The organism is Microcoleus sp. B13-B6 (genome assembly GCF_036705405.1).
In the GTDB taxonomy this organism is placed as follows: domain Bacteria; phylum Cyanobacteriota; class Cyanobacteriia; order Cyanobacteriales; family Microcoleaceae; genus Microcoleus.
This window is the reverse complement of the sequence record NZ_JAUBUJ010000129.1, coordinates 1-20550: the sequence shown is the minus strand read 5'-3', so window position 1 is coordinate 20550 and position 20550 is coordinate 1. Positions and strand designations below refer to the sequence as shown.

Genomic DNA, 20550 nt, shown 5'->3' with positions numbered 1-20550 from the left:
AGGCTCTTTCTGCCCATTCTTGTGACTACTTTCCTATGCCTGACCTCATTCCCGAATTTCAGACCTGAATCCTTACAGATTGGCGATGTTCAAGGGAAAGCTGCTACTTTGCACAATCTAGCAATAATTTATGCGACTCAAGGGGAAGTAGCAAAGGCGATCGCACTTTATGAAGCATCTCTGGAACTTGAGGAAAAGATTGGCGATGTTCAAGGGAAAGCTGCTACTTTGCACTGTCTAGCAATAATCTATGCAAATCTTGGGGAAGTAGAACAGGCGATCGCATTTTCTGAACAATCTCTCGAACTTCAGGAAAAGATTGGTAATGTTCAAGGGAAAGCTGCTACTTTGCACAATCTAGCAGGAATTTATGCGGCTCAAGGGGAAGTAGCCAAGGCGATCGCATTTTATGAAGAATCTCTCGAACTTAAGGAAAAGATTGGCAATCTTCAAGGGAAACCTGCTACTTTGCACCAACTAGCAGGAATTTATGCCCATCAAGGCGAAGTAGCAAAGGCGATCGCATTTTATGAACAATCTCTGGAACTTGAGGAAAAGATTGGCAATCTTCAAGGGAAGGCTGCTACTTTGCACGAACTAGCAGGAATTTATGCCCATCAAGGGGAAGTAGCAAAGGCGATCGCACTTTATGAAGCATCTCTGGAACTTGAGGAAAAGATTGGCAATGTTCGAGGGAAAGCTGCTAGTTTCGCAATCTTAGGACAATTGTTAGCATCGCAGGGAGATTTTGAGAAAGCTTTGAATTATTTACAGCAATCTTTGGAGATTTTACAGCATTTGCGATCGCCCGACGCGCAGACAGTGAGAGAAATTATTGCTATGGTTCAGCAGATGGCTGGGGATTGATGGATGCACTTCGACTAAAGAAACCGGGTTTTTCGCAGCTTTTCGGTGGTGTATCGATATTCTGGGAAAAAACCCGGTTTCTGGCCACACCCTAAATCGCTAAAATAAAAAAAAGACCAAACCAAAAAGGCGATTATTGTGAGCGATTCCACCGTAGACCGGATTTTGCAATTAGCCCGCCAGCGTGCTGATGCCGCTGAAGTATATTATCTATCCAGCCAAGACACGCCGATCGAATTTGAAAACAATCGCCTCAAATCCCTGCAAACCAAAGCACTGCAAGGCGTCGCACTCCGGCTGATTTACAACGGCAAAATCGGTTTTGCCAGTTCCACAGACTTAACGCGGATAGACGATTTAGTAGATGCAGCGATTCAAACAGCCGAAATCGGCGACCCCGCAGAATTTGAACTCGCCTCCAACTTCCACCTAAAAGGCCCGGAAACCACCTACACTCCGCCCACAACTCAAGAATTAGTCGAAAACGGCAAAAACCTCATCGAGCAAGTTCACGCCTACAATCCCGATATTATGGTAGATGTTGGCTTTCACGTCCGCAGCGGTAGAGTGAAAATTGCCACCACGCAAGATTTGTATGCCGAAAGAAGCAGCCAAATAGTCAGCGGCACTATTGCCGGAAATTTGGTAAAGGGAGAAGATTTTATGCAAGCATACAGTTACGACGTAGCGCGCGATCGTCCCCTAGACACCAACAGCATCCTCGAATCACTCCTCGAAAAATACCGCCTCGCAGAACATTCAGCCACCATCACCAGCGGTTCCTACCCAGTATTATTTACCCCCAGAGCAGCCGCTAGCACCCTCGGTGGCCTCTTTGATACCATCCTTTCAGGTCAAGCAGTAGTTCAAAAAGCCTCTCCCCTAGCCGACAAAATCGGCGAAACCTTATTTGACGAACGCTTTACCTTTTTTGAAGACCCCACTTTAGGCCCTTCTGCTTGTCCCTTTGACGACGAAGGTACACCCACCACCCGCAAAGTCTTGATAGACAAAGGTACTGTCACCGGATTTTATTGGGATCGCAGGTGGGCCGCTCGCGCCGGTGTACAATCAACCGGCAACGGTTTTCGTGGCGGATTGTCTCGCCCAGGCCCTGATTTGACTAACTTTTGCATTTCCCCAGGAAATACCGCCACTCAAGACTTGATTGCTAGCATGGACGAAGGTCTCATAGTAGAGCAGGTTTTAGGTGCCGGTCAGTCCAATCAGTTAGCTGGCGAATTTTCGGTCAATTTGGACTTAGGCTATAAAGTAGAAAAAGGCAAAATTGTGGGTCGCGTCAAGAATACAATGGTGGCAGGCAGCATTTTTGAAGCCTTTAAAAATTTGGCAGATTTGAGTAGCGAAGCCGAATGGGTAGGCGGTGCAGCCTATTTGCCGAGTATGCTGTTTCAACAGTTGGGTGTAGCTTCGAGGCAATAAGTTCAGTGCGGTTTTACTCGTTACCAGGCTCTGCCTGGTAATACATATCATGAGGCTCTGCCTCGAATTTGGATGAAAGCTTGCGAGGCAAAGCCTCTGGACATGGGTTCCCAGGCAGAGCCTAGGAACCAGTTAACCAGTTAAAACCAGTTAAACAAACATAGAAACAGTGTCGGCAATTCAACGCTTTGCTAATTCATGCAAATAGGTAAAAACAGGGAAAAATTTATAATGAAAGAGCCAAATGTCAAGGATGGAACTGGGAAGAAGAAAAAGCACTTTTTCTTTCTTTTACCTTTGGTTTTTTGCCTTTTAACTCTAGTGACTGGATGCGTTCAGTACGATGTCGGGGTTAACTTTGAGAGTCAAACTCGTGGCGAAATCGTGCAGCACATTAAACTGGGGGAAAGGTTGACGAGCTTCAGTAGCGAAACTGTTGCAGAATGGTTGAAAAGCGTAGAACGCCGGGTGAGGTTGCTGGACGGAAAAACTAAACGGCTTTCGCCCACAGAAGTTTTAGTGAGGATTCCTTTCAATAATGGATCAGAGTTGCAAGACAAGTTCAACCAATTTTACAATCCCGTCGCACCAACCACACAATATCGGGTTTCAAGTCCGCTAGAAACAGATTTGCCGAAGTTTGAATCTCACCTTAGTGTCAAGCAGAATAATTTATTATTGGTGCTGCGAAATCGGTTGAGTTTGGAATTGGATTTGCGCTCTCTTTCACTGCTTTCTTCTAATGGCAGTCTGCTGCTGAGTCCGGGGGGACTTTTGGAGCTAGACTTTAGCTTGAACACGCCTTGGGGCGCCGAAAGTATTGAAACTGTCGCCGGTGCCCTGGTTCCCGAAAGCTCTCAGCAAGGAAAACAGTTAGTTTGGAAGCTCAAACCCGGAGAAGTTAACTATTTGGAGGCGATATTCTGGATTCCCAGTCCCGTAGGAATTGGGGCGCTGATTATTGCCTTATTTGTGGCGGCGGGCATTGCTTTGAAATATCAAATATTGCCAGCACTTGGAATCGGCAAGAAACCCCAAAACATCGGTCAAACCTAAAGAGGATATGGGGAGCATCTCATATTTGTAAAAATACTTCTTCTGGCTCCTTCCTTCTTCTGGCTCCTTCCTTCTTCCTCTTTCCTTCTTCCTCTTTCCTTCTTCCTCTTTCCTTCTTCCTCCTGCCTCCTGCCTCCTGCCTCAAAACTCCAATTTCTAGCGGAGGGCTGCAAAGGTGAGATGCTCCCAGGATATGTCCTAGAGGGGCGGCTTAATCAATCTCTTAAATGAACTCTCAGAGCTGCAATAAACCCGCCCCTCCCCGGATATTATGGTTAATTGACCCGATTTGATTTTATCAAAAAAACTGAGAATATCTGTCAAAAAACAGTTGACAAATAGTAAATGATTTGCTTAAGCTGAATTGAGAATTAGGAACAGAGAAAATGCGATCGCTAAATTTCTTCTTCATCTTTCTGATTTGCTTGGCTCTAGTATTATTCAGCATCGAAAATACACAGCCAGTCGCGATTCAAGTTATCGAAGGCGTCCAAGTTAAAGCTCCGCTGTGCGTATAACTAATTGTAGCGACCGGATTAGGGGCAACACTAGCGTGGCTGTTCAGTCTGTCGTCGAGAATGCAGCGAACCCTCGCCTCGCGCCAAGAGATTCGCCAAGTTCGCGAAAAAGAGTAATCCCTAGGACGGGCTTTTCTTAGACATTTCCGTTATAAATTAGACAATTGGTGTAGGCTGGAATAATTCACCTAACCAAACCCAGATATGTCCAAATATGTACCACCAAGAATCGCTATTCAACGACTCGGAGTATGTTCAAAAACACGCTTAGCGGTGGGAGAAAGAAGGGAAAATCAAAGCGTACAGAACACCATCAGGACAGCGACGCTACGACGGAGACTCAGTTGTCAATATTCCATCTACTAAACCAACCATCCTCTACGCCAGAGTTAGCAGTCGAAGTCAAAAAGCCGACCTTCTCCGACAGGCTGACTGTCTTCTGTCTCACTACCCCGGATGCGAAATCATCCAAGACATCGGGAGTGGCATCAACTTCAAAAGAAAAGGTCTTATCGCCCTATTGGAACACATTTACACAGGCGACATCGGAATGGTTGTCGTTGCCTCAAAAGATAGATTATGCAGGTTCGGATTCGATATTATCTCATGGTTTGCGGAGCGGGGCGGGTGTAAGATTTTGGTTCTCAACAATAGTTCACTTAGTCCAGAAAGAGAAATGGTTGAAGACATACTCGCAATCATCCACGGCGACCGTTGCCGACTTTACGGACTCAGAAAGTACAAAAAGCAAATCATTGAAGACTCTGACGTACCGAGTCTATCCAAAGGGGGAGACGAAGAAAGTCTGGATGTTGAGGATTCATGCCAATCGAAAAGTGTATAATAATGCAATCGCTTACCTGAATAAACACCAGGGAAAGTTTACCTACTACACTGTAGATAAAAAGACTAATCAGCCAGTTGGGAAAACTTCCGGCAAGCAAGCATTTCGGAGTTTTTGCAAAACTCTAGATTACGAGATAATCCCGGAATGGTGTAAAGAGTTAGGAATAGCACACAGTTTGGATAACGCCCTTTTCGAGGCTTATACAGCTTGGAAGAAGACTGACAAGCAGCCCGCTCAATTAGGTAAAGGAAAAAAGGCAAAACCCAATCCTTTAGTCGGACTGAAGTTAGCTCGATTCAGGTCAATCCGCTCCCAGAAACAAACAATTCAGTTCGACCCGGGTGATTACAAGAATGGTCATGTAATGGCTAATGCTAGCAAACACCTGGAAAAGCCCCTCTGGACTGGACAAGGTTATTGCTTAGTTAAGTACGACAAAGCCGTAGAAGTTACCTATAACAAGGGACGCTGGTTCGTGAATATGCCCGTAGAGATGGATATCCCGGAGCCGAGAAATGGTGGAAAAACCATCGCACTCGATCCCGGACTGCGTTGTTTCTTGACCGGATTTGATGGCAATTATTTTAGTGAATTTGGGAAACATGACTTTGGGAAGATTGCTAGGTTGTGTCAACACTTGGATCAGATGCAATCAAAACTTAGCCGCTCAAAAGGTAGCGAGTTTTCTCGATTACGCTATCGATTAAAACAAGCTATGGAAAGGGTGAGGACGAAGATTAAAAATCTGCGGTCTGAAATCCACAAACAAGTAGCAAGTTACTTGGCTCGAAATTACGATGTCATTTATTTGCCGACTTTTGAAACTTCTCAAATGGTGGCAAGAGGTAGTCGCAAACTTAATTCTAAGTCAGCGAGGGCGATGATGACTTGGGCATTCTATCAATTCTCGCAAACTTTAGAACATCTCTGTAATCGTTACGGTTCGAGATTGGTTAGGGTGACTGAAGAATACACTTCTAAAACTTGTACAAAATGCGGTCATATTCACAAAAAATTGGGTGGCTCTAAAAGTTTTAAATGTCCCAATTGTGGTTATGAAATACCCCGCGATTTTAATGGTGCTTTGGGGATTTTTCTCAAAGCTTTGTGGGATACCACCATGCTCTGGGACCTGTCTGATGAGTATGCTATATTCAGATTTTCGCCGATTGTCGGAGATTGTCTGGATTAAAAGTATCAGCAGCGGATTCAGGAATTAGAACAAAATCTTGAACGCTATAAAGCCGAAGTAGAAGGCAAACAACCTTTGTTAGAAAGTGCAGAACCGATAAGTTTAGAAATAGCAGCAAGTGAGGGCACAAATGCTGAAATGACCGCCAATTAATTTGATATGCTCTCTGATTTTCTCAGAGCCAAAATCTAAAATCTAAAATCTAAAATCTAAAATCTAAAATCTAAAATCGAATGGCCGTTTCCCGAGACCAAGATGGCTTAGAAACGATTTCCGAGGGGATCGCAATTTTAATTGACCTAGCCGAACGGGGAGAAATCGATCCTTGGGACGTTAAGGTAATTGAAGTGTTCGATCGATGTCTGAGCAAGCTTACGAACGCCTGCGATACTGATCAGAGTAAGGATTTCTCCGATTTGTCCCACTCCGGCCAAGCGTTTTTGTACGCTTCAATGCTGGTGTTGCTCAAAGCAGAAAGTATCGTCCTCTCCGAACCCCCCGCGAATCCCGACGCCGACGAGCCGGCAGTAGAAGACGCAGAGCACTCAGGCGGGCGACACTTGCCGCAGCATTTAGAACGGCAATTGCGCCGTCGCGGTGTAGCTCAACTACCGCAAAAACGCCCGGTGACACTCCCAGAACTGATTGAGCAGTTGCAGCTAATGAAAGCAGCAATGGAGCAGCAGACAGTTACCCCCCGGCGCCGCCCTACCTCAAAAATGCGATCGCAAGCGGCCCAAGCTATCTTTGAGCTAGCTCACCAAGAAAATCTCGTAGAAACTGCTAGTGAACTCGAACGGTTTCTGGCTCAGCGGGGCGCGGAAATTGACGAGGGTTGGCTGGACTTGGACACATTGCTAGAGCTCTGGCATCATAACGACTCGCACTCTCCTGTCCATTCAGAACCTCCGGTATCGACTGGGGAAGTTCACTTGCCAAATCATGACCGGGTGGGTATTTTTTGGGCGTTGTTGCTGCTATCGGCTCAGTCTAAAGTAGAGTTGCTTCAAGAGGAGTTTTACCAAGACCTCAAAATCCGCGCGCTTTGAGCTTGCAGGGTATTAGGTTCTGGGGGGAAACTAATAACTATGCCACTGCGTCGGTTAAGATTCCAGGCAGAATCTCGCTCTATGGCATTCTGTTGCTGAGCCCCGAATGCGGAGAGCGGCAGTGCGAAGTTCTTGGTGATTCCCTATTCCTGGTTTCTTAAATCTAGGTAAATTGGGGATAAATGATTGATAGCCTGGTACGATGTCGCCTATAAACTGGTCAGGATTTTGCTGTGCTCGATCGATTCGATCGCAACCGCTAGCATCTAATTGTATTGTTCAGTTGATATCAATTAAAAGAGGGTTGAGGAAGTTAATAATGAAAGCGATGATTCTGGCGGCCGGTAAAGGCACTCGCGTCCGTCCTATTACTCAGACAATACCCAAACCGATGATTCCCATCCTGCAAAAGCCAGTGATGGAGTTTTTGGTTGAATTGCTGCGCCAGCACGGATTTGACCAGATTATGGTCAATGTTTCCCACCTGGCAGACGTGATTGAAAACTACTTTCGCGACGGTCAAAAGTTTGGGGTACAAATTGCCTATTCTTTTGAGGGGCGAATTGAGGAGGGAGAACTGATTGGAGAGGCTCTCGGTTCGGCTGGTGGCATGAAACGAATTCAGGACTTCTCGCCGTTTTTTGACGATACTTTTGTGGTGCTGTGCGGCGACGCTTTGATTGACTTGGACTTGACTGCTGCTGTGAAGTGGCACCGGGAAAAAGGGGCGATCGCTACTATTGTTATGAAATCGGTTCCCCGCGAGGAGGTTCCCAGTTACGGAGTGGTGGTAACAGACGAGTCTGGCAAAATTAAAGATTTCCAAGAAAAACCTTCTGTAGAGGAAGCTCTGAGTACCGACATTAACACTGGTATTTATATTTTTGAACCGGAAATATTCAAATACATCCCTTCGGGCCAGGAATACGATATCGGTTCGCAGTTATTTCCCAAGCTAGTAGCAGAAGGCGCGCCTTTTTACGGGATTAGCATGGACTTTGAGTGGGTGGATATCGGCAAAGTTCCTGACTATTGGCGGGCAATTCAGAGCGTGCTCCTGGGACAAGTTAAAAATGTTTCGATTCCGGGAATTGAAGTACGCCCCGGCATTTACGCTGGTTTGAATGTAGCTGTCAACTGGGACAAGGTTGATATTACTGGGCCTGTTTACATTGGCGGGATGACGATCATTGAGGATGGAGCAAAAATTATCGGCCCGACAATGATCGGCCCAAATTGTTGGCTTTGCAGTGGCGCAACTGTGGAAAACAGCGTGATTTTTGAGTATTCCCGTTTGGGCCCGGAGGTGCGGTTGGTTGACAAACTGGTGTTCGGGCGCTACTGCGTTGATAAAACCGGGGCTGCGATCGATTTGCAAGCGGCGGCTCTCGATTGGCTGATTACTGACGCTCGCCAAGTTTTACCGACTCAACACGGAGAAGAGCGGCGGGCGATATCTGAAATTCTCGGTCATGGTGGATAATTGCTAATTGCTAATTGCTAATTGCTAATTGCTCAAGGTAAGGTGCGCCTAGCGCACCCTACTTTTACGTTTATGATCTCAGCTTTCAATTATGGTAATGTGCTTAGGTTGCACCTCACATCTTCCACCATTCTCAAGAACAGGCTTTCCGGCCTGTTCCACAAGAAAATCTACTGTTTGTGGAACAGGCCGGAAAGCCTGTTCATAAAAGGCTTCTTGACAGTGGTGCAACATCTCAGTTACACCTGAGATCTTGCACCATTCTCAATTAGCCGTAGGGGCGGGTTCGCCAACAGCCTTAAAGCTTGCAAATAGGTTCTATAAACCCGCCCGACCCCACGCAAGATGCCTGTTCCACAAGAAAATCTACTGTTTGTGGAACAGGCCGGAAAGCCTGTTCATAAAAGGCTTCTTGACAGTGGTGCAACATCTCAGTTACACCCTACATTTCACGACTGAAGATAAGTATATTGGCTGAGACTCCGCTCGTAATTTTGCAGCAAAAGTTGAGCCTCGGAAAGAGTAATTTTATTTTGCTGCAAAGCTGCTTCTGTCTGACGGCGGATGCTTTCCACCAAATTTTCTGAATCGTACTGTACGTAGCTAAGGACTTCTTTCATAGTGTCTCCTTTCACAACGTGTTCGATATGATAGCCAGAAGGTGTTAGCTGAATGTGAACTGCATTTGCATCGCCGAATAAGTTGTGAAGGTTGCCCATAATTTCTTGATAAGCACCTCCCAAAAATAGCGCCAAATAGTAAGGTTCTCCTGGTTTGAGAGTATGCAGTTCCAAAACCGACTTCACATCTCGCAAATCGATGAATTGGTCGATTTTGCCGTCGCTGTCGCAGGTGAGATCGGCTAAAATACCGCGTTGAGTTGGTTCTTCGTCGAGTCGGTTAATTGGCATAATTGGGAACAATTGGTTAATTGCCCAACTGTCTGGTACTGACTGAAAAACCGATAAGTTGATGTAATAAATGGACGCCATCACCTTTTCTAAGTCTTCCAAATCGTCAGATACGTATTCATTTTGCCGCGCGATCGCCTGTATCTTATCGCAGCAAGCCCAGTACAACTGTTCGGTTTTCGCCCGTTCCGCAATCCCCAAATAGCCTAAGTTAAATAAACTGACGGCTTCTTCCTTGAATTGGATGGCATCGTGATAAACTTCTTGGTAATTTTCGGGACTGATGGATTGGTAAATTTCGTAGAGATTGCGCGGAATTTGGTGCGCGTTTTCATCTACTGGTTCGGGTAGTTCTCTGGGGACATCGCTAGTACCGAGTACGTCAAAAACTAACACTGATTGGTGAGAAGCGATCGCCCGCCCGCTTTCGCTAATGATAATTGGAACCGGGATTTTGCGCTCGTCGCAGGCATCTTTCACTCCCGCTACTACGTCGTTAGCGTAGTTTTGCATATTGTAGTTTTTGGAAGCGTGGAAGTTTGTTTTAGACCCGTCGTAGTCAACGCCGAGTCCACCGCCTACGTCCAAGTAGTTCATATTAGCTCCCAATTTAGCTAATTCTACATAAATGTGGCTGGCTTCTCGAATGGCGTCTTTGATGACACTAATTGAGGAAATTTGAGAGCCGATGTGGAAGTGCAGTAACTGCAAACAATCGAGCATTCCAGCTTTTTCTAGTTCGCCGACTGCACGGATAATTTCAGGAATTGTCAAGCCAAATTTTGCCCGATCGCCCGTGGAAACTCCCCAGCGGCCAACGCCTTTGGTAGTGAGTTTGGCTCGCACTCCCAAAATCGGTTTAATTCCTAATGCTTTGCTGGCGGCGATTGCTAGTTCTACTTCCTCTATTTGCTCCAGCACAATTACGGAAGTTTGCCCTAGCCGCTGCGCCAAAATAGCAGTTTCGATGTATTCGCGGTCTTTGTAACCGTTGCAAATTAACAAAGCGCCTGGGTTTTTTAAGGTAGCCAAAGCTATCATTAATTCCGGTTTCGAGCCGGCTTCGAGCCCGAAGTGATGGGGTTGACCGAAACGCACCAAATCTTCAATTAATTGTCGGTGCTGGTTGCATTTAACTGGAAAGACACCGCGATAGACATTTTTGTAATTGTAGCGAGCGATCGCTCTGGCAAAACACGAATTTAAGCGCTCGATCCGGTCTTCCAAAATATCAGAAAATCGAATCAGCAGGGGCAAAGCCAAATTTCGCTGTTTGAGAGAGTCTACCAGTTCGCACAAGTCGAGGGAACCGCCGCGATCGCCCTTGGGAGATACTGTAACGTGACCGGCTGCATTGATCGAAAAATACGGTTCGCCCCAACCTTGAATTCGGTAGAGTTTCTCACTATCTTCTATTGTCCAAGATGCTTGTGGCAGTTGAGCAGCCGTTACCAAAGCAGTGTCTGGTGCCGCCGAACTCGTGACTGTTGGCGAGTGAGTCGATAGCGGATCGAGATCGGAGAAAGCAGCGGTGGCTGGGGAACTCATAAAAATACTCGGTAAGTGGGAAACTCACTGGCTTGAGCCAAGAGAGGAAAACGGCGCGGCGATTTCAATCGCCTTGAATCCCCTTGCGGGGTTGGAGAGGTATGATTGCCTCTCCAATACGGGGTATGGTTGCCCCGTCTCCCTTTCGGGGTAATGTTCGCTTCGCCAAGGTTATAAAGGCTTGTCACGCTTACAGCACTGTCGAGAGTGACTTTAAGACTGTTTAACTGTAAACAACAGAGCGGAAAACTAGCGTCGCATTCAAGGAGTGTTATGACCTGAATAACGTAGTCAGCTAAGACTTAGGCTGGTCAGCACAGCTTGCTTGATCTCTCTTACAAGCTCAGTGGCTTTAGCCCGCTCGTTACTGACCTTATGGGAAACCTCTTTTAGGAGTGGTCAAATAGATAGTTTATCGCAGATATCGAGTTTCCTGATGCAGTTGAAAAATCACTTTGGGTACAGGGGCTGGCGATTTTAGATTTTAGATTTTAGATTTTAGATTTTAGAATTGACTCTACAGATAGATGAAAAGCGGGGATTGAACTACAATCTCAACCGTATTTGCTTTGCGGGACTTATTTCTTCAAGCAAGTGTCCCTATGCAGGTGAACTCTGAAACTCGGTTTCAGAGTTCACCTGCGCCAAGAGAGTTGTCGGACGATCGCTCGCCCGACACACACTAACCAAAAATCACCTCCGGCGGCGCCATGTCAGCCCCCACCCTCAATCCCCCGTTATTAGACTTCTTCAAGCCCGGTTGAGGTGCTTTTTCTGGGGTCTTCTGAGCCGGTGCAACTGAGGCTGGCGGTGTCACCTGCGGTTGAGGTACTGCCTGTGCTCCTGGCACCACGGGTTGCTGCGACAGCCAACCCAAACCCCCTACAGCCCCAGCCATCAAAGCGGTGTAGCCGATGTACAAATGCACCGGACGCATTTGAAAGCCTTCGCCTGAGTCGGAATCGGAAACAGACACATACATACTGGGAATTGGACTCGGATCGGGTTTGGGCAAAGCATTCGCCATAGCGCTACCGTCTAGTCCCAAGGCGTCGCCCAGTCTGCGGATAAAACCTCTAACGTAAATATCTTGGGGCAGTTTGTCGATTTCCCCATTTTCGATCGATTCGATGTGGTGCACCGGCACGAGAGTTTGACTGTGGAGTTGCAGCAGGGATAGGGAGCGAATTTGCCGTCCCTTACGCAATTCTTTACCCAACTCCCGCAGGCACTCTTCTCGCTCTTGAACGGCTAAAGCTGCTTCTTCTTCCTTGGTGAGTTTTTTCGGCTTTTTGGGAAAACCGAACCCTGGGAAGAATTTTCCGGGGACGGTGACAGTTGCAGGTGGAGCCGACTCGACTTTAAGTTCGTCTTGGGGCGCTTGTTTGCTGTCTTCAGAAGTGTTAGTGTCTCGATCGGAAGTTTCAGTGTCGGACTCGGTTTGGGGCGGCGCTTCCACACTAGCGCTGCGCCAATAGAAGACAGGAGCAGCTACTGGTGGCTCCAATTCTTGAATTTCTGTCACCGTCTCAAAGGCGGGACTTACAGCAGTAAAACTGTCTTGGGCTACTTGCGGTTCAATTTTGTTTTGTTTGGGAAATCGATCGAATGCGAGCTTGACGGCTTCTCTGCTAACTGCTCTAATTAAAATTTCGGCAGCGGAGGCTGCTTCGCCCAACATTGTTTGCAAGCTAGCTAGAGCTTGGCTATAGGTGTCGCTACATAGGAGTTCAGCTTCTATTTGACCTAGGACAGAACGAAAACTTTCTTGAGAAATTTCAATAGTTGGGTGATCTGTCACCCCAAAATAAGTCTCGGGTTTCAGTGCCATGATATTCATGTTGTCTTGGTAGAAGGTATCTGAGTACGTTCTTCGACAGGTTGGCAGTGATTCCGGATTTGGGTTGGGGGAGAGTGGGAGTGTGGGGTATCGGCCAAACAGGGCATCGGGCATCGGGCATCGGGCATCGGTTGCCCCTCACCAATAACTACTGTTTGTGGATGCGATCTAGCAACCAAAGAGATCCGAAAATCCCGACAAAATGGGCAACAGTGGCGTGAGTATTGGCGAGTACGACAAATATATCTAGGGGCTGAATAAATCGACCCACATCAACTGCGGCACCGAACAAGGCTTGCGGCTGAGCTAGAGATTTGGCTAAAAGCGTGCCGCTGATGGCTTCGGCGCCGATCAGCGTCAGCACCATTCCCGATAAGTTGCTCATCAGTGACAGCCGCACCTCTTTGATGGTATCGGCTTTTTTGGGGCGGACTGCGTTACCGGGCGATCGCAGTTGTCTCGACAAGCGAGTGAAGCGAAAAGAGCGATATACGCTGTAAGCGAGTACGGCCAGCCCGCAAATGGCAAAAAATACGCCGCCGCCGGTGCCGGCACTGTTTGAACCCGCACCGGCGGTAGCCCTGGGGAGGGCGAAGGGGATGGCAAAGAGCAAAATGATCGCCGCTACCACCCCTAGCACTAACTGTACCCAGAAGCAAACCCAGCCTGTTGTACGAAGGGCAAAGGCTACTCGCTGTACGGCGACAGGAAGCTTATCGTTATCTAACTGATTAGTCATATTTTGAGTGGGTATAATTAATTGGCATTAGTTGGCAGCAGTTTTTTCTCTTCGGGGACGGTTGACGGCGGTTAACCCTCTTTATAATAGAAGTAGCAATGTTTAAGATTTGTAACTAACATTGGATTTCACATTTGAATAGCGTCGATCGCCAGGTACCCAAAGCAATGACACAACTACAACCCACCGTCACCCCCAAACTGGAACAGCCAAAGTTTGGTTTCAACAGCTACGCGGAACGCCTTAACGGTCGAGCCGCGATGATCGGTTTTTCTCTAACTTTAATTATCGAGTATGTCACAGGCCAGGGCTTGCTGTCCTGGTTAGGTCTCAACTAATTTTAGCAACGGCGCGGTCAGCGTTACACTTTGTCTTGACTGGAACGGCAGCGGGTGTGAATTCTGCTGACCGCGACAAATTCGGGAATTGATTAAAATATTAATTAGAAACAAGCCCAGCGACTTCTCTGCCGAGAGAGTTCTGTTCCAGAATGCAATAGCTGGCTTTTGGAGGTATATATGGGGTGGAATTTTGATTTCACAAGCTTGGCAATTTTGCCTCGCTCCCGTACAATTCCCCACAGGCGAGAAGATGAATTTAGGTCAGCACCCCCGACTGAAGTACGGGGGCTTCGAGCCTCCAACTTTAGGTAGCTGACCAGCCTAAGTCTCTTGAGGACTACGTTATCGGCAAGCGTTAAAGCTCCTACCAGGGAATGCGTAGCTAGTTCACTGCTCTAGAACCAAAGCGTTAAACATCTCTAAGGGGTTTAAGGACGTGCGCTTTGGAAAGTACCGACCGATAACTTTGGCGAAGCTAACTTTACCCCAGAAATGGGTGTTTGAGGACAACCATATCCTCTCGGAGGGGACACCATACCCCTCCACCCCGCGGGGATTTAATTCAATGTAAAGCCGTCGAGCGAAGGACGGGGCTTCAGCCCTCCGCTACGCTCCGCCCAGATTTTCGGTGAAGCTAGTCTTTGAGCTAGAAATCCCGATCGTTCCGCCAACTCTAAGTTTTAGAGCTTGTAAATAAATATAGAACAGAGTAAAACCAAATGAATGCTTCGTGGACGCGACTTTTGAGGTCAGCTTACCGTAAAGAGCCAATTACCAGCTTTGTTGTGACAGTGGGCGTTGTCGATGCCGCCATCGGCAGTATCGGTGCGAGTGGCTCTTTATTGGCTTTTGGGCTTGGCACCGCTGGGGTGGCGATGGCTCTCCGCTGGTGGCAATCTTACCGCTCTGGAGCCGAACAAACCGCACCTGCTCCCGAATACTATCTTCCTCCTCAGTCTTCTAGACCTCAGTTACCGGTGCTTAATGTGTCTAAAAAAAATCCTCCTTATTAAGATGACCGCGCAATGGTGACTGGGCGATGTGCCGATCGACTCCCTGGATCTGAGGCACCAAAAGATAGGGCAAGAAAGTCTTTCGATCTTGGATGCTTGGTTTATGAATATTTCTGTTGCCGAGAAACTGTACAAAATTGGCTCTGTAGCTGCCTGTAGTGGTTTGTCGGTAAAAACTGTTCGTTACTATGAGGAGATGGGCTTGCTGTCTCCTGCGGTGGAGCGATCGCCCGCTGGTTATCGCTTGTTTGGCGAAACCGTATTCAACAGGTTGGCGTTTATTAAACGATCTCAGACTCTGGGTTTGAGCCTGCAGGAAATTAAGGATATTTTAGAGGTTCGCGATCGGGGAGAGTTGCCTTGCTCGGAAGCGAAGCAGCATCTAACGGCTAAGGTTGAGGAAATTTCCGTGCAAATTGCAGCCTTAGAAACTTTGAAGGGGGAGTTGCAAGGCATTCTCAACTGCTGGCAAGAGCAACCCTCGCAGGCGAGCATTAGTAGCACGATTTGTCCGAACATTCAGCGGGATTGAGCAGCGGAAAGATACAAAAAAAGGGAAGGAATTATTGGTTTCCTTCCCTTGATGGTTTTGTGGGTGGTTTTGTGGGTGGTTTTGTCGATCGTTTGGTCGATCGTGTTGAGCTTTTAACTGTTTTCGCAGAGTTTGCTGTTGCTTTTTGAGTTGCCGAGCTCTGGCTGAGCCGCCTTTACCTTTGGAGTTTCTGCCCTCGCTGCGGGGAGACTCCCAACTTTTTAGTCTCATGGTTTTACTTGTTTGCACTACTTCTATAATACACCGCCAGATTTTCACTGTCAAGTATTTTTTAGAGCGATGTTTCGTAGTATCAACTGTTGACTGGTGGGGATTTGCTAAAGGCATAGCGATGGTGCGCCCCTAAACACCCTACAGCCCGATGGTGCCCCCATAAGCACCCTACAATTAGAGTTTTTTGTGGGATTCGGTTAACAGCTCTAATTGTGTATATAGGAATCCTAAATCATTTGCATAATTATTGTAGGGGCAATCCCCCCGTGGTTGCCCGATAGATAGGGGGTAGGCACGGGGAGTAGGGGTAGCACTACCCCTACAAATTTATCTGAATCATTTAGGATTGCTATATTTATCAGTCCAAATATCCGGCGGGTATTTCAGCATCTGTAAAAATTGGCAGCGTTTCCCAAATTTTCACCCATTCGGGAAATTGGGCTACTTTTTTTAGGTGGAGCGACATTTCTATTAAGGAAAATCCTAAATTGTGGAAATCTTGAATAAGTTCGGCTTTCAAAAAAATTTCATTTTTAGCTAAATCGGGAGCATTAGTCGCAATGACAACGCTGTTGCCGGCTTCTAAATTGCATATATAAACTTGTGCGAACACAGTTTGAATCGTTTTCACCGCTGCCGCATTAAACTCTTGTTTGTGGAACAGGTGGACAACTAGAACACCTGCGCTTGACAAGCGAGTTTTGCACAGTTGGTAAAATTCTTGTGTCACCAATTTATAGGGCATATAGCCGCTGCCAAAACCAGCATCCACGATAATTATATCGTTTTTTACTGGGGAATCTTGTTGGGCTAGATATTCGCGCCCGTCTTGAATGGCTACTTTGAGTCTGTCGTCGAATTGAATGCCAAAAAATTTTTGAGCTACTTCGACTATTTTTTGGTCAATATCTGTACATTCGACTATCGCGTTAGGGAAATAGTGGTGGAAAATTCTGGGGAGGGTGCCGCCACCAAATCCAATTACATAGATTTTTTTGGGGTGAGTTTTCCAGACTAATGCTAGCAGCACGGATCGGGAATAGGGAAAGATTAAATTTAGTGGATTGTTGAGGTCTAGGATTGATTGAGCTACATTTGTGATTAAGGTTTCTCTGTCTGCTAAAAGCAGTAGTAGCACTGAGTTTATTTTTTTTACGGCGATGCAGTTGGCGCCGGAGTTTTGTTGAAATAGGATGCCGTCTGGCTGTTGCTGAAGCCAATTGATTTGTTGGTGAATAGCTGCTAAATTGCTAGTTTGTCGATCGCCTTTATAATCAGTCATACGATTTTAGATTTTAGATTTTAGATTCAGGGTAAACGAATCTTAACTTTAACCCCAAATATGCTACAGTTATATCTGACTAATTTTTTATGTACTTTATTGTAGTTCATGAGTGCTGCGCTTCACGCACTTTGTGACAAGTTGGGACGTAAGGGCGATCGCATGATTTAATCATAGTTGTATGCTCAGTAATTAATTAATGAGTGGAATTAATCGCCAAATCACCCTTGACAGCAGGCACATTGCTAAACACTTGCCAGACACGCCACAAATGAGAAGACTGCTTAATAAAGGACGTGCTGCTCATATTTTTAACGATGAGGCGACTATGAATCAGGTAGCTCAAGCCATAATAGAAGATGGAGAATTTACAGGTACGATTCGGGGATACGATCGTTATGGTATGTTTTTTGCTGAATCAATTGGTTATAGAGTTGACCCGGATGGTAGCCGTCTTTTACTTTACTACGGAAAGATAAAAGTTGATGCAGAAAACCGATACCACGTTACGCCTCGAAGCCGATTTAGTGAAGAATAACTGGGAATTTACAGAGGTATGGATCGATCCAAATCTTTCACCGCCTTATCTGCTTTTGTTACTAAGTGACGCTGAGGGAAATTGTCAGATATACGATCCGGCTGAGGGTTATAAAGTTGTGTTTTCTAGTAAGAGTTATGATGAGGCGCAGTATTGGCTTTTAGAGGATGAGTATGAACCCGTAGAAGGGCGGCTGAGTGTGTCGGAGTTAGCTTGAATAATTCATGTAGGGGCGATTCCCTACGGGATAGCTGGCTTCACGCGCTTTTTGACAATTTGGGACGTAAGGGCGATCGCTATTAGGTCATTATTCCGCAATGTTTGCTACAATTATTTAAGTCAGCTTTAAAAACTGCCATGACCCAAGCTACCTCAATAACAACTGAATATCAAATAACTGTGAGTTCTCCAGTCTGGCAAAAAGTTGAGCAAATTGCCGGAGAATTTAACTTGTCAGTTTATGAACTATTGGAACAGATAGGCGAAGGCAAACTGAAAGTTGTTGCGGTTCCAACTAATTCGGAAAAAATCAGCGATCGAGATATTGCAAATGCTTTCATTTGGTTAGCTTCGCAAAATAATGTAGCAATCAACGTCTACAAGCTACAAAAACTCTTGTATTACGCTCAAGCTTGGTATTTAGGAGTTTACGGCAAGCCACTCTTTGATGCAGATTTTCAAGCCTGGATTCACGGGCCAGTTATTCCGGATTTATTGGAGAAGTATCAATGCCAATTTAGTTGGGAACCAATTACAGAGAAAATCGAACAACCGAAACTTCCCCAAAAAATTGGGCAATTTATAGAAGAAGTTGGTGAGGCATATTTTGAGTATGATGATGAAACTTTGGAACGAATGATTTGCAGTGAAATGCCTTGGCTGGAAGCGAGAGGGAATTTGCAGAGAGACGAATCTTGTCATGCCATTATTTCTCAAGAATCGATGAAAAAATATTATTCTGGTCGTGTCAAAGAAGAAACCTCTGTCTAAAATTGTCCCTTCTCAACCGAAATCGCCCGAAGGCTTGGGATTTTCGTTCAAGTACCTGCAAACTCAGAATGAAAAATTCTCAATTCGCGATCGCGATCGGTAAGCACTCATTTTCTAAATAATAAACGATGAGGCTACTATGAATCAGGTAGCTCAAGTTATGCTAGGATACTCTTGCGAAAAGTAGTGACATGACACGCGATCGATCTCATTAAAATCCTGATCGCCTGTGTTAAAATTATGGAAGCTCAACCACGAGAAGTACAGAACTATCTGAAAGCCGATGGGACAAGTCCATTTGAAGGATGGCTTGATTCCTTTCAAGATACGAAAACTGTATCTAAAATCAAGAAACGACTGAGGCGAGTTGAGCTAGGCAATCTGGGAGATTATCGCTCAGTAGGAGGGGGAGTTTATGAACTTAAAATTGATTATGGCCCAGGCTATCGGGTGTATTTTGGACAAGTCGGGTTAACAGTTGTGTTGCTGCTATGTGGCGGTGATAAAAGCACTCAAGAACAAGATATTAGCCAAGCTAAAAAATACTGGAGAGATTATGAAAGAACTCAAAGTGCCAACAACTAGAAGCTACCACGAATACTTGATTTCTTCTTTAAAAACCCCCGAAAGTGCTGCTGGCTATATCGAGGCCATGTTGGAATTGGAGTCAGAAGGCCCCGAACCTGAATTGCTGCGAGCAGGACTTAAAGATGTGGTGGATGCTTATTTACAGATGAATAAGTTATCGACAGAAGCTAAACTTATATATGAGAAGCTCGATCGGATGTTGTCTGAGAATGGGGGCGAGGAAATTTATGCTTTGATAACTCTACTAGATAAACTGGGGTTGCAGTTAGCTGTCGCAGTAAAATAGGTAATTAATCAAGGAGTTAGGATCGATGGCACTTGGAAATTAGGTGAAATAAGGAAGGACGATCGCTCTTTTTCATAAAATAGGGAGAGAAAGGGCGATCACGCTTTTGCAGAAAATAGGGAGAGAAAGGGCGATCACTCAACTTTTTTAAACTACACATCATTAATTGAGCAAATTCCGTCTTCTATCCATCTGTTTATTTCATCTCTTAAATAATCAATAATGTCGATCAAAAGTTGTTGCATAGCTCCATTATTTCCTATTAAGTCATCTTTTTTGTCATCCCATTCCTCTTCAAGAATGTCGTGTACAAATTTTGAGTATCTTGGATGACTCCCTTTATGGAACGTAACTGACAGAAGGAAACGGTTAATATCAGTGTCGTGATCCTTATGAAAAAGGTGGTGGTTTATTGCTGCACGTGTCAAACTGCTATTTGCCCATACGTCAACTGGTATAACATGGTGCGCGACAAATCCTTTTTCTTTACTAGAAAATTTAGATCCCCGAGCAAGTTCTAGTTTAGACTCGTCAATTATTCCACCAGCCATCGTAAGTATAACAAGTAGTTCTTCAAATGTAACATCTAACTGAAGTATTTCGCCATCCTTCTTTGCCTTTTTATTTTGTAGAAGCAGCTTTTTTGTAGAGGGATCAAACTTTCCCCAATAATCTCCTGGCTCAATATTCAAAGAGTTTACCAGTGGCGAGCTAGATTTGATCGTAATATTATGAAAGTATCTTTTCATTGACATTAAGACACCTCAACTCCAAGTAACACCAAGATCAACATTAAAAGTTCCTCTATCTCATTATCATTAAAAAGATTTCGGAGACGCTTGTCATACTTTGAACGGTCAAATTTACGAATCTTACGGATAACTTCTTGCTGCTGAGGTTTTAATTTACCTTGCTGTTCTAGTTGATCCAATTGTTCGCCAAATTCATTCAGTAGTTCTTGAAGTGTCAGATTTTGAAAATTACTTCTATATTTATCAGGATCAAATTTTACCGGTCTTCGTTTAGAAGTAAAATCAGGAAGATTTGGAAGTTTAACCCCTCCAAGTGCAAAAGCAAATGCAATTACCCAAAATACCACTCCAAATGCGATTTTAAAACACAATTTCAGTATAAACCAAAGTACCTCCCAGATTCCAGAAAGCACTTTTGAAGTATTGTAAGGATTCAGGTCTGAAATTCGGGAATGAGGTCAGGCATAGGAAAGTAGTCACAAGAATGGGCAGAAAGAGCCT

General features: G+C 45.5%; 22 protein-coding genes and 1 pseudogene. 16 read left to right on the top strand and 7 right to left on the bottom strand.

Features of this window, described 5'->3' with window-relative positions; all coding sequences use genetic code 11:
- The 8 genes and pseudogenes from QUB35_RS34975 to QUB35_RS34940 all read left to right on the top strand — a co-directional run.
- Positions 1–867: tetratricopeptide repeat protein (locus QUB35_RS34975; RefSeq protein ID WP_333147018.1), on the top strand; the 867-nt coding region annotated here is incomplete at its 5' end.
- 138 nt (positions 868–1005) lie between these two features.
- Positions 1006–2310 (top strand): metallopeptidase TldD-related protein, encoded by a 1305-nt coding sequence (locus tag QUB35_RS34970; protein ID WP_333147016.1) that lies wholly within the window; start codon positions 1006–1008, stop codon positions 2308–2310.
- A 231-nt stretch (positions 2311–2541) separates the two neighbouring features.
- Entirely contained in the window at positions 2542–3366 is an 825-nt protein-coding gene (locus QUB35_RS34965; RefSeq protein WP_333147014.1) for a DUF3153 domain-containing protein, read from the top strand.
- Between the two features lie 386 nt (positions 3367–3752).
- The gene (locus tag QUB35_RS34960) at positions 3753–3884 is read left to right on the top strand and encodes a hypothetical protein (protein WP_333147012.1); all 132 of its coding nucleotides are present in this window, start codon (positions 3753–3755) and stop codon (positions 3882–3884) included.
- Positions 3885–4088: 204 nt separating this feature from the next.
- Positions 4089–4728, top strand: a pseudogene (locus QUB35_RS34955) (IS607 family transposase).
- On the top strand, positions 4694–5923 hold the full coding sequence (locus QUB35_RS34950) for a transposase (RefSeq protein ID WP_333147011.1): 1230 nt from the start codon (positions 4694–4696) through the stop codon (positions 5921–5923). Before QUB35_RS34955 ends, QUB35_RS34950 begins: the two are co-directional and overlap by 35 nt.
- Positions 5924–6156: 233 nt before the next feature.
- The gene (locus QUB35_RS34945) at positions 6157–6972 is read left to right on the top strand and encodes a segregation/condensation protein A (RefSeq protein ID WP_333147009.1); all 816 of its coding nucleotides are present in this window, start codon (positions 6157–6159) and stop codon (positions 6970–6972) included.
- A 319-nt stretch (positions 6973–7291) separates the two neighbouring features.
- Complete coding sequence (locus tag QUB35_RS34940; RefSeq protein WP_333147007.1) at positions 7292–8455, top strand: NDP-sugar synthase; 1164 nt, start codon at positions 7292–7294, stop codon at positions 8453–8455.
- Between the two features lie 78 nt (positions 8456–8533).
- Here QUB35_RS34940 and QUB35_RS34935 read toward each other — a convergent pair whose 3' ends face one another.
- From QUB35_RS34935 to QUB35_RS34920, 4 genes are all read right to left on the bottom strand, one after another.
- Complete coding sequence (locus QUB35_RS34935; RefSeq protein WP_333147005.1) at positions 8534–8689, bottom strand: hypothetical protein; 156 nt, start codon at positions 8687–8689, stop codon at positions 8534–8536.
- A 215-nt stretch (positions 8690–8904) separates the two neighbouring features.
- Complete coding sequence (gene speA, locus QUB35_RS34930; protein ID WP_333147003.1) at positions 8905–10914, bottom strand: biosynthetic arginine decarboxylase; 2010 nt, start codon at positions 10912–10914, stop codon at positions 8905–8907.
- A 682-nt stretch (positions 10915–11596) separates the two neighbouring features.
- Entirely contained in the window at positions 11597–12745 is a 1149-nt protein-coding gene (locus tag QUB35_RS34925) for a helix-turn-helix domain-containing protein (RefSeq protein ID WP_333147001.1), read from the bottom strand.
- A 157-nt stretch (positions 12746–12902) separates the two neighbouring features.
- Positions 12903–13493, bottom strand: coding sequence for a DUF3611 family protein (locus QUB35_RS34920; RefSeq protein WP_333146999.1), 591 nt, complete (start codon positions 13491–13493; stop codon positions 12903–12905).
- A gap of 167 nt (positions 13494–13660) precedes the next feature.
- Here QUB35_RS34920 and QUB35_RS34915 point away from each other — a divergent pair, with 167 nt between their 5' ends.
- From QUB35_RS34915 to QUB35_RS34905, 3 genes are all read left to right on the top strand, one after another.
- Positions 13661–13831 (top strand): hypothetical protein, encoded by a 171-nt coding sequence (locus QUB35_RS34915; RefSeq protein ID WP_172186391.1) that lies wholly within the window; start codon positions 13661–13663, stop codon positions 13829–13831.
- A 722-nt stretch (positions 13832–14553) separates the two neighbouring features.
- On the top strand, positions 14554–14847 hold the full coding sequence (locus QUB35_RS34910) for a hypothetical protein (protein WP_333146997.1): 294 nt from the start codon (positions 14554–14556) through the stop codon (positions 14845–14847).
- Positions 14848–14950: 103 nt separating this feature from the next.
- On the top strand, positions 14951–15379 hold the full coding sequence (locus QUB35_RS34905; protein ID WP_333146995.1) for a heavy metal-responsive transcriptional regulator: 429 nt from the start codon (positions 14951–14953) through the stop codon (positions 15377–15379).
- Between the two features lie 592 nt (positions 15380–15971).
- On the opposite strand, the gene QUB35_RS34900 is transcribed toward QUB35_RS34905, so the two are convergent.
- Entirely contained in the window at positions 15972–16895 is a 924-nt protein-coding gene (locus QUB35_RS34900; protein WP_333146993.1) for a fused MFS/spermidine synthase, read from the bottom strand.
- A 199-nt stretch (positions 16896–17094) separates the two neighbouring features.
- Between QUB35_RS34900 and QUB35_RS34895 the strand changes: the two genes are divergently transcribed.
- The 5 genes from QUB35_RS34895 to QUB35_RS34875 all read left to right on the top strand — a co-directional run bounded on the left by QUB35_RS34895 (position 17095) and on the right by QUB35_RS34875 (position 19297).
- Positions 17095–17433, top strand: coding sequence for a DUF6972 family protein (locus tag QUB35_RS34895; RefSeq protein WP_333146990.1), 339 nt, complete (start codon positions 17095–17097; stop codon positions 17431–17433).
- Positions 17423–17650 (top strand): hypothetical protein, encoded by a 228-nt coding sequence (locus tag QUB35_RS34890; RefSeq protein WP_445252091.1) that lies wholly within the window; start codon positions 17423–17425, stop codon positions 17648–17650. Before QUB35_RS34895 ends, QUB35_RS34890 begins: the two co-directional genes overlap by 11 nt.
- A 140-nt stretch (positions 17651–17790) precedes the next feature.
- Positions 17791–18423 carry a type II toxin-antitoxin system antitoxin SocA domain-containing protein gene (locus QUB35_RS34885; protein ID WP_333146986.1) on the top strand — a complete coding sequence of 211 codons (633 nt, stop codon included), beginning with the start codon at positions 17791–17793 and terminating at the stop codon, positions 18421–18423.
- Between the two features lie 240 nt (positions 18424–18663).
- The gene (locus QUB35_RS34880) at positions 18664–19008 is read left to right on the top strand and encodes a type II toxin-antitoxin system RelE/ParE family toxin (RefSeq protein ID WP_333146984.1); all 345 of its coding nucleotides are present in this window, start codon (positions 18664–18666) and stop codon (positions 19006–19008) included.
- Positions 18980–19297: a transcriptional regulator gene (locus QUB35_RS34875; protein WP_333146982.1), complete on the top strand. Its 318-nt coding sequence runs from the start codon at positions 18980–18982 to the stop codon at positions 19295–19297. The genes QUB35_RS34880 and QUB35_RS34875 overlap by 29 nt, the downstream gene beginning before the upstream one ends.
- Positions 19298–19449: 152 nt before the next feature.
- Here QUB35_RS34875 and QUB35_RS34870 read toward each other — a convergent pair whose 3' ends face one another.
- Together QUB35_RS34870 and QUB35_RS34865 are read right to left on the bottom strand one after the other, a co-directional pair.
- Entirely contained in the window at positions 19450–19989 is a 540-nt protein-coding gene (locus tag QUB35_RS34870; protein WP_333146980.1) for an AHH domain-containing protein, read from the bottom strand.
- Between the two features lie 62 nt (positions 19990–20051).
- The gene (locus QUB35_RS34865; RefSeq protein ID WP_333146978.1) at positions 20052–20396 is read right to left on the bottom strand and encodes a hypothetical protein; all 345 of its coding nucleotides are present in this window, start codon (positions 20394–20396) and stop codon (positions 20052–20054) included.
- Between the last annotated feature and the right edge of the window lie 154 nt (positions 20397–20550).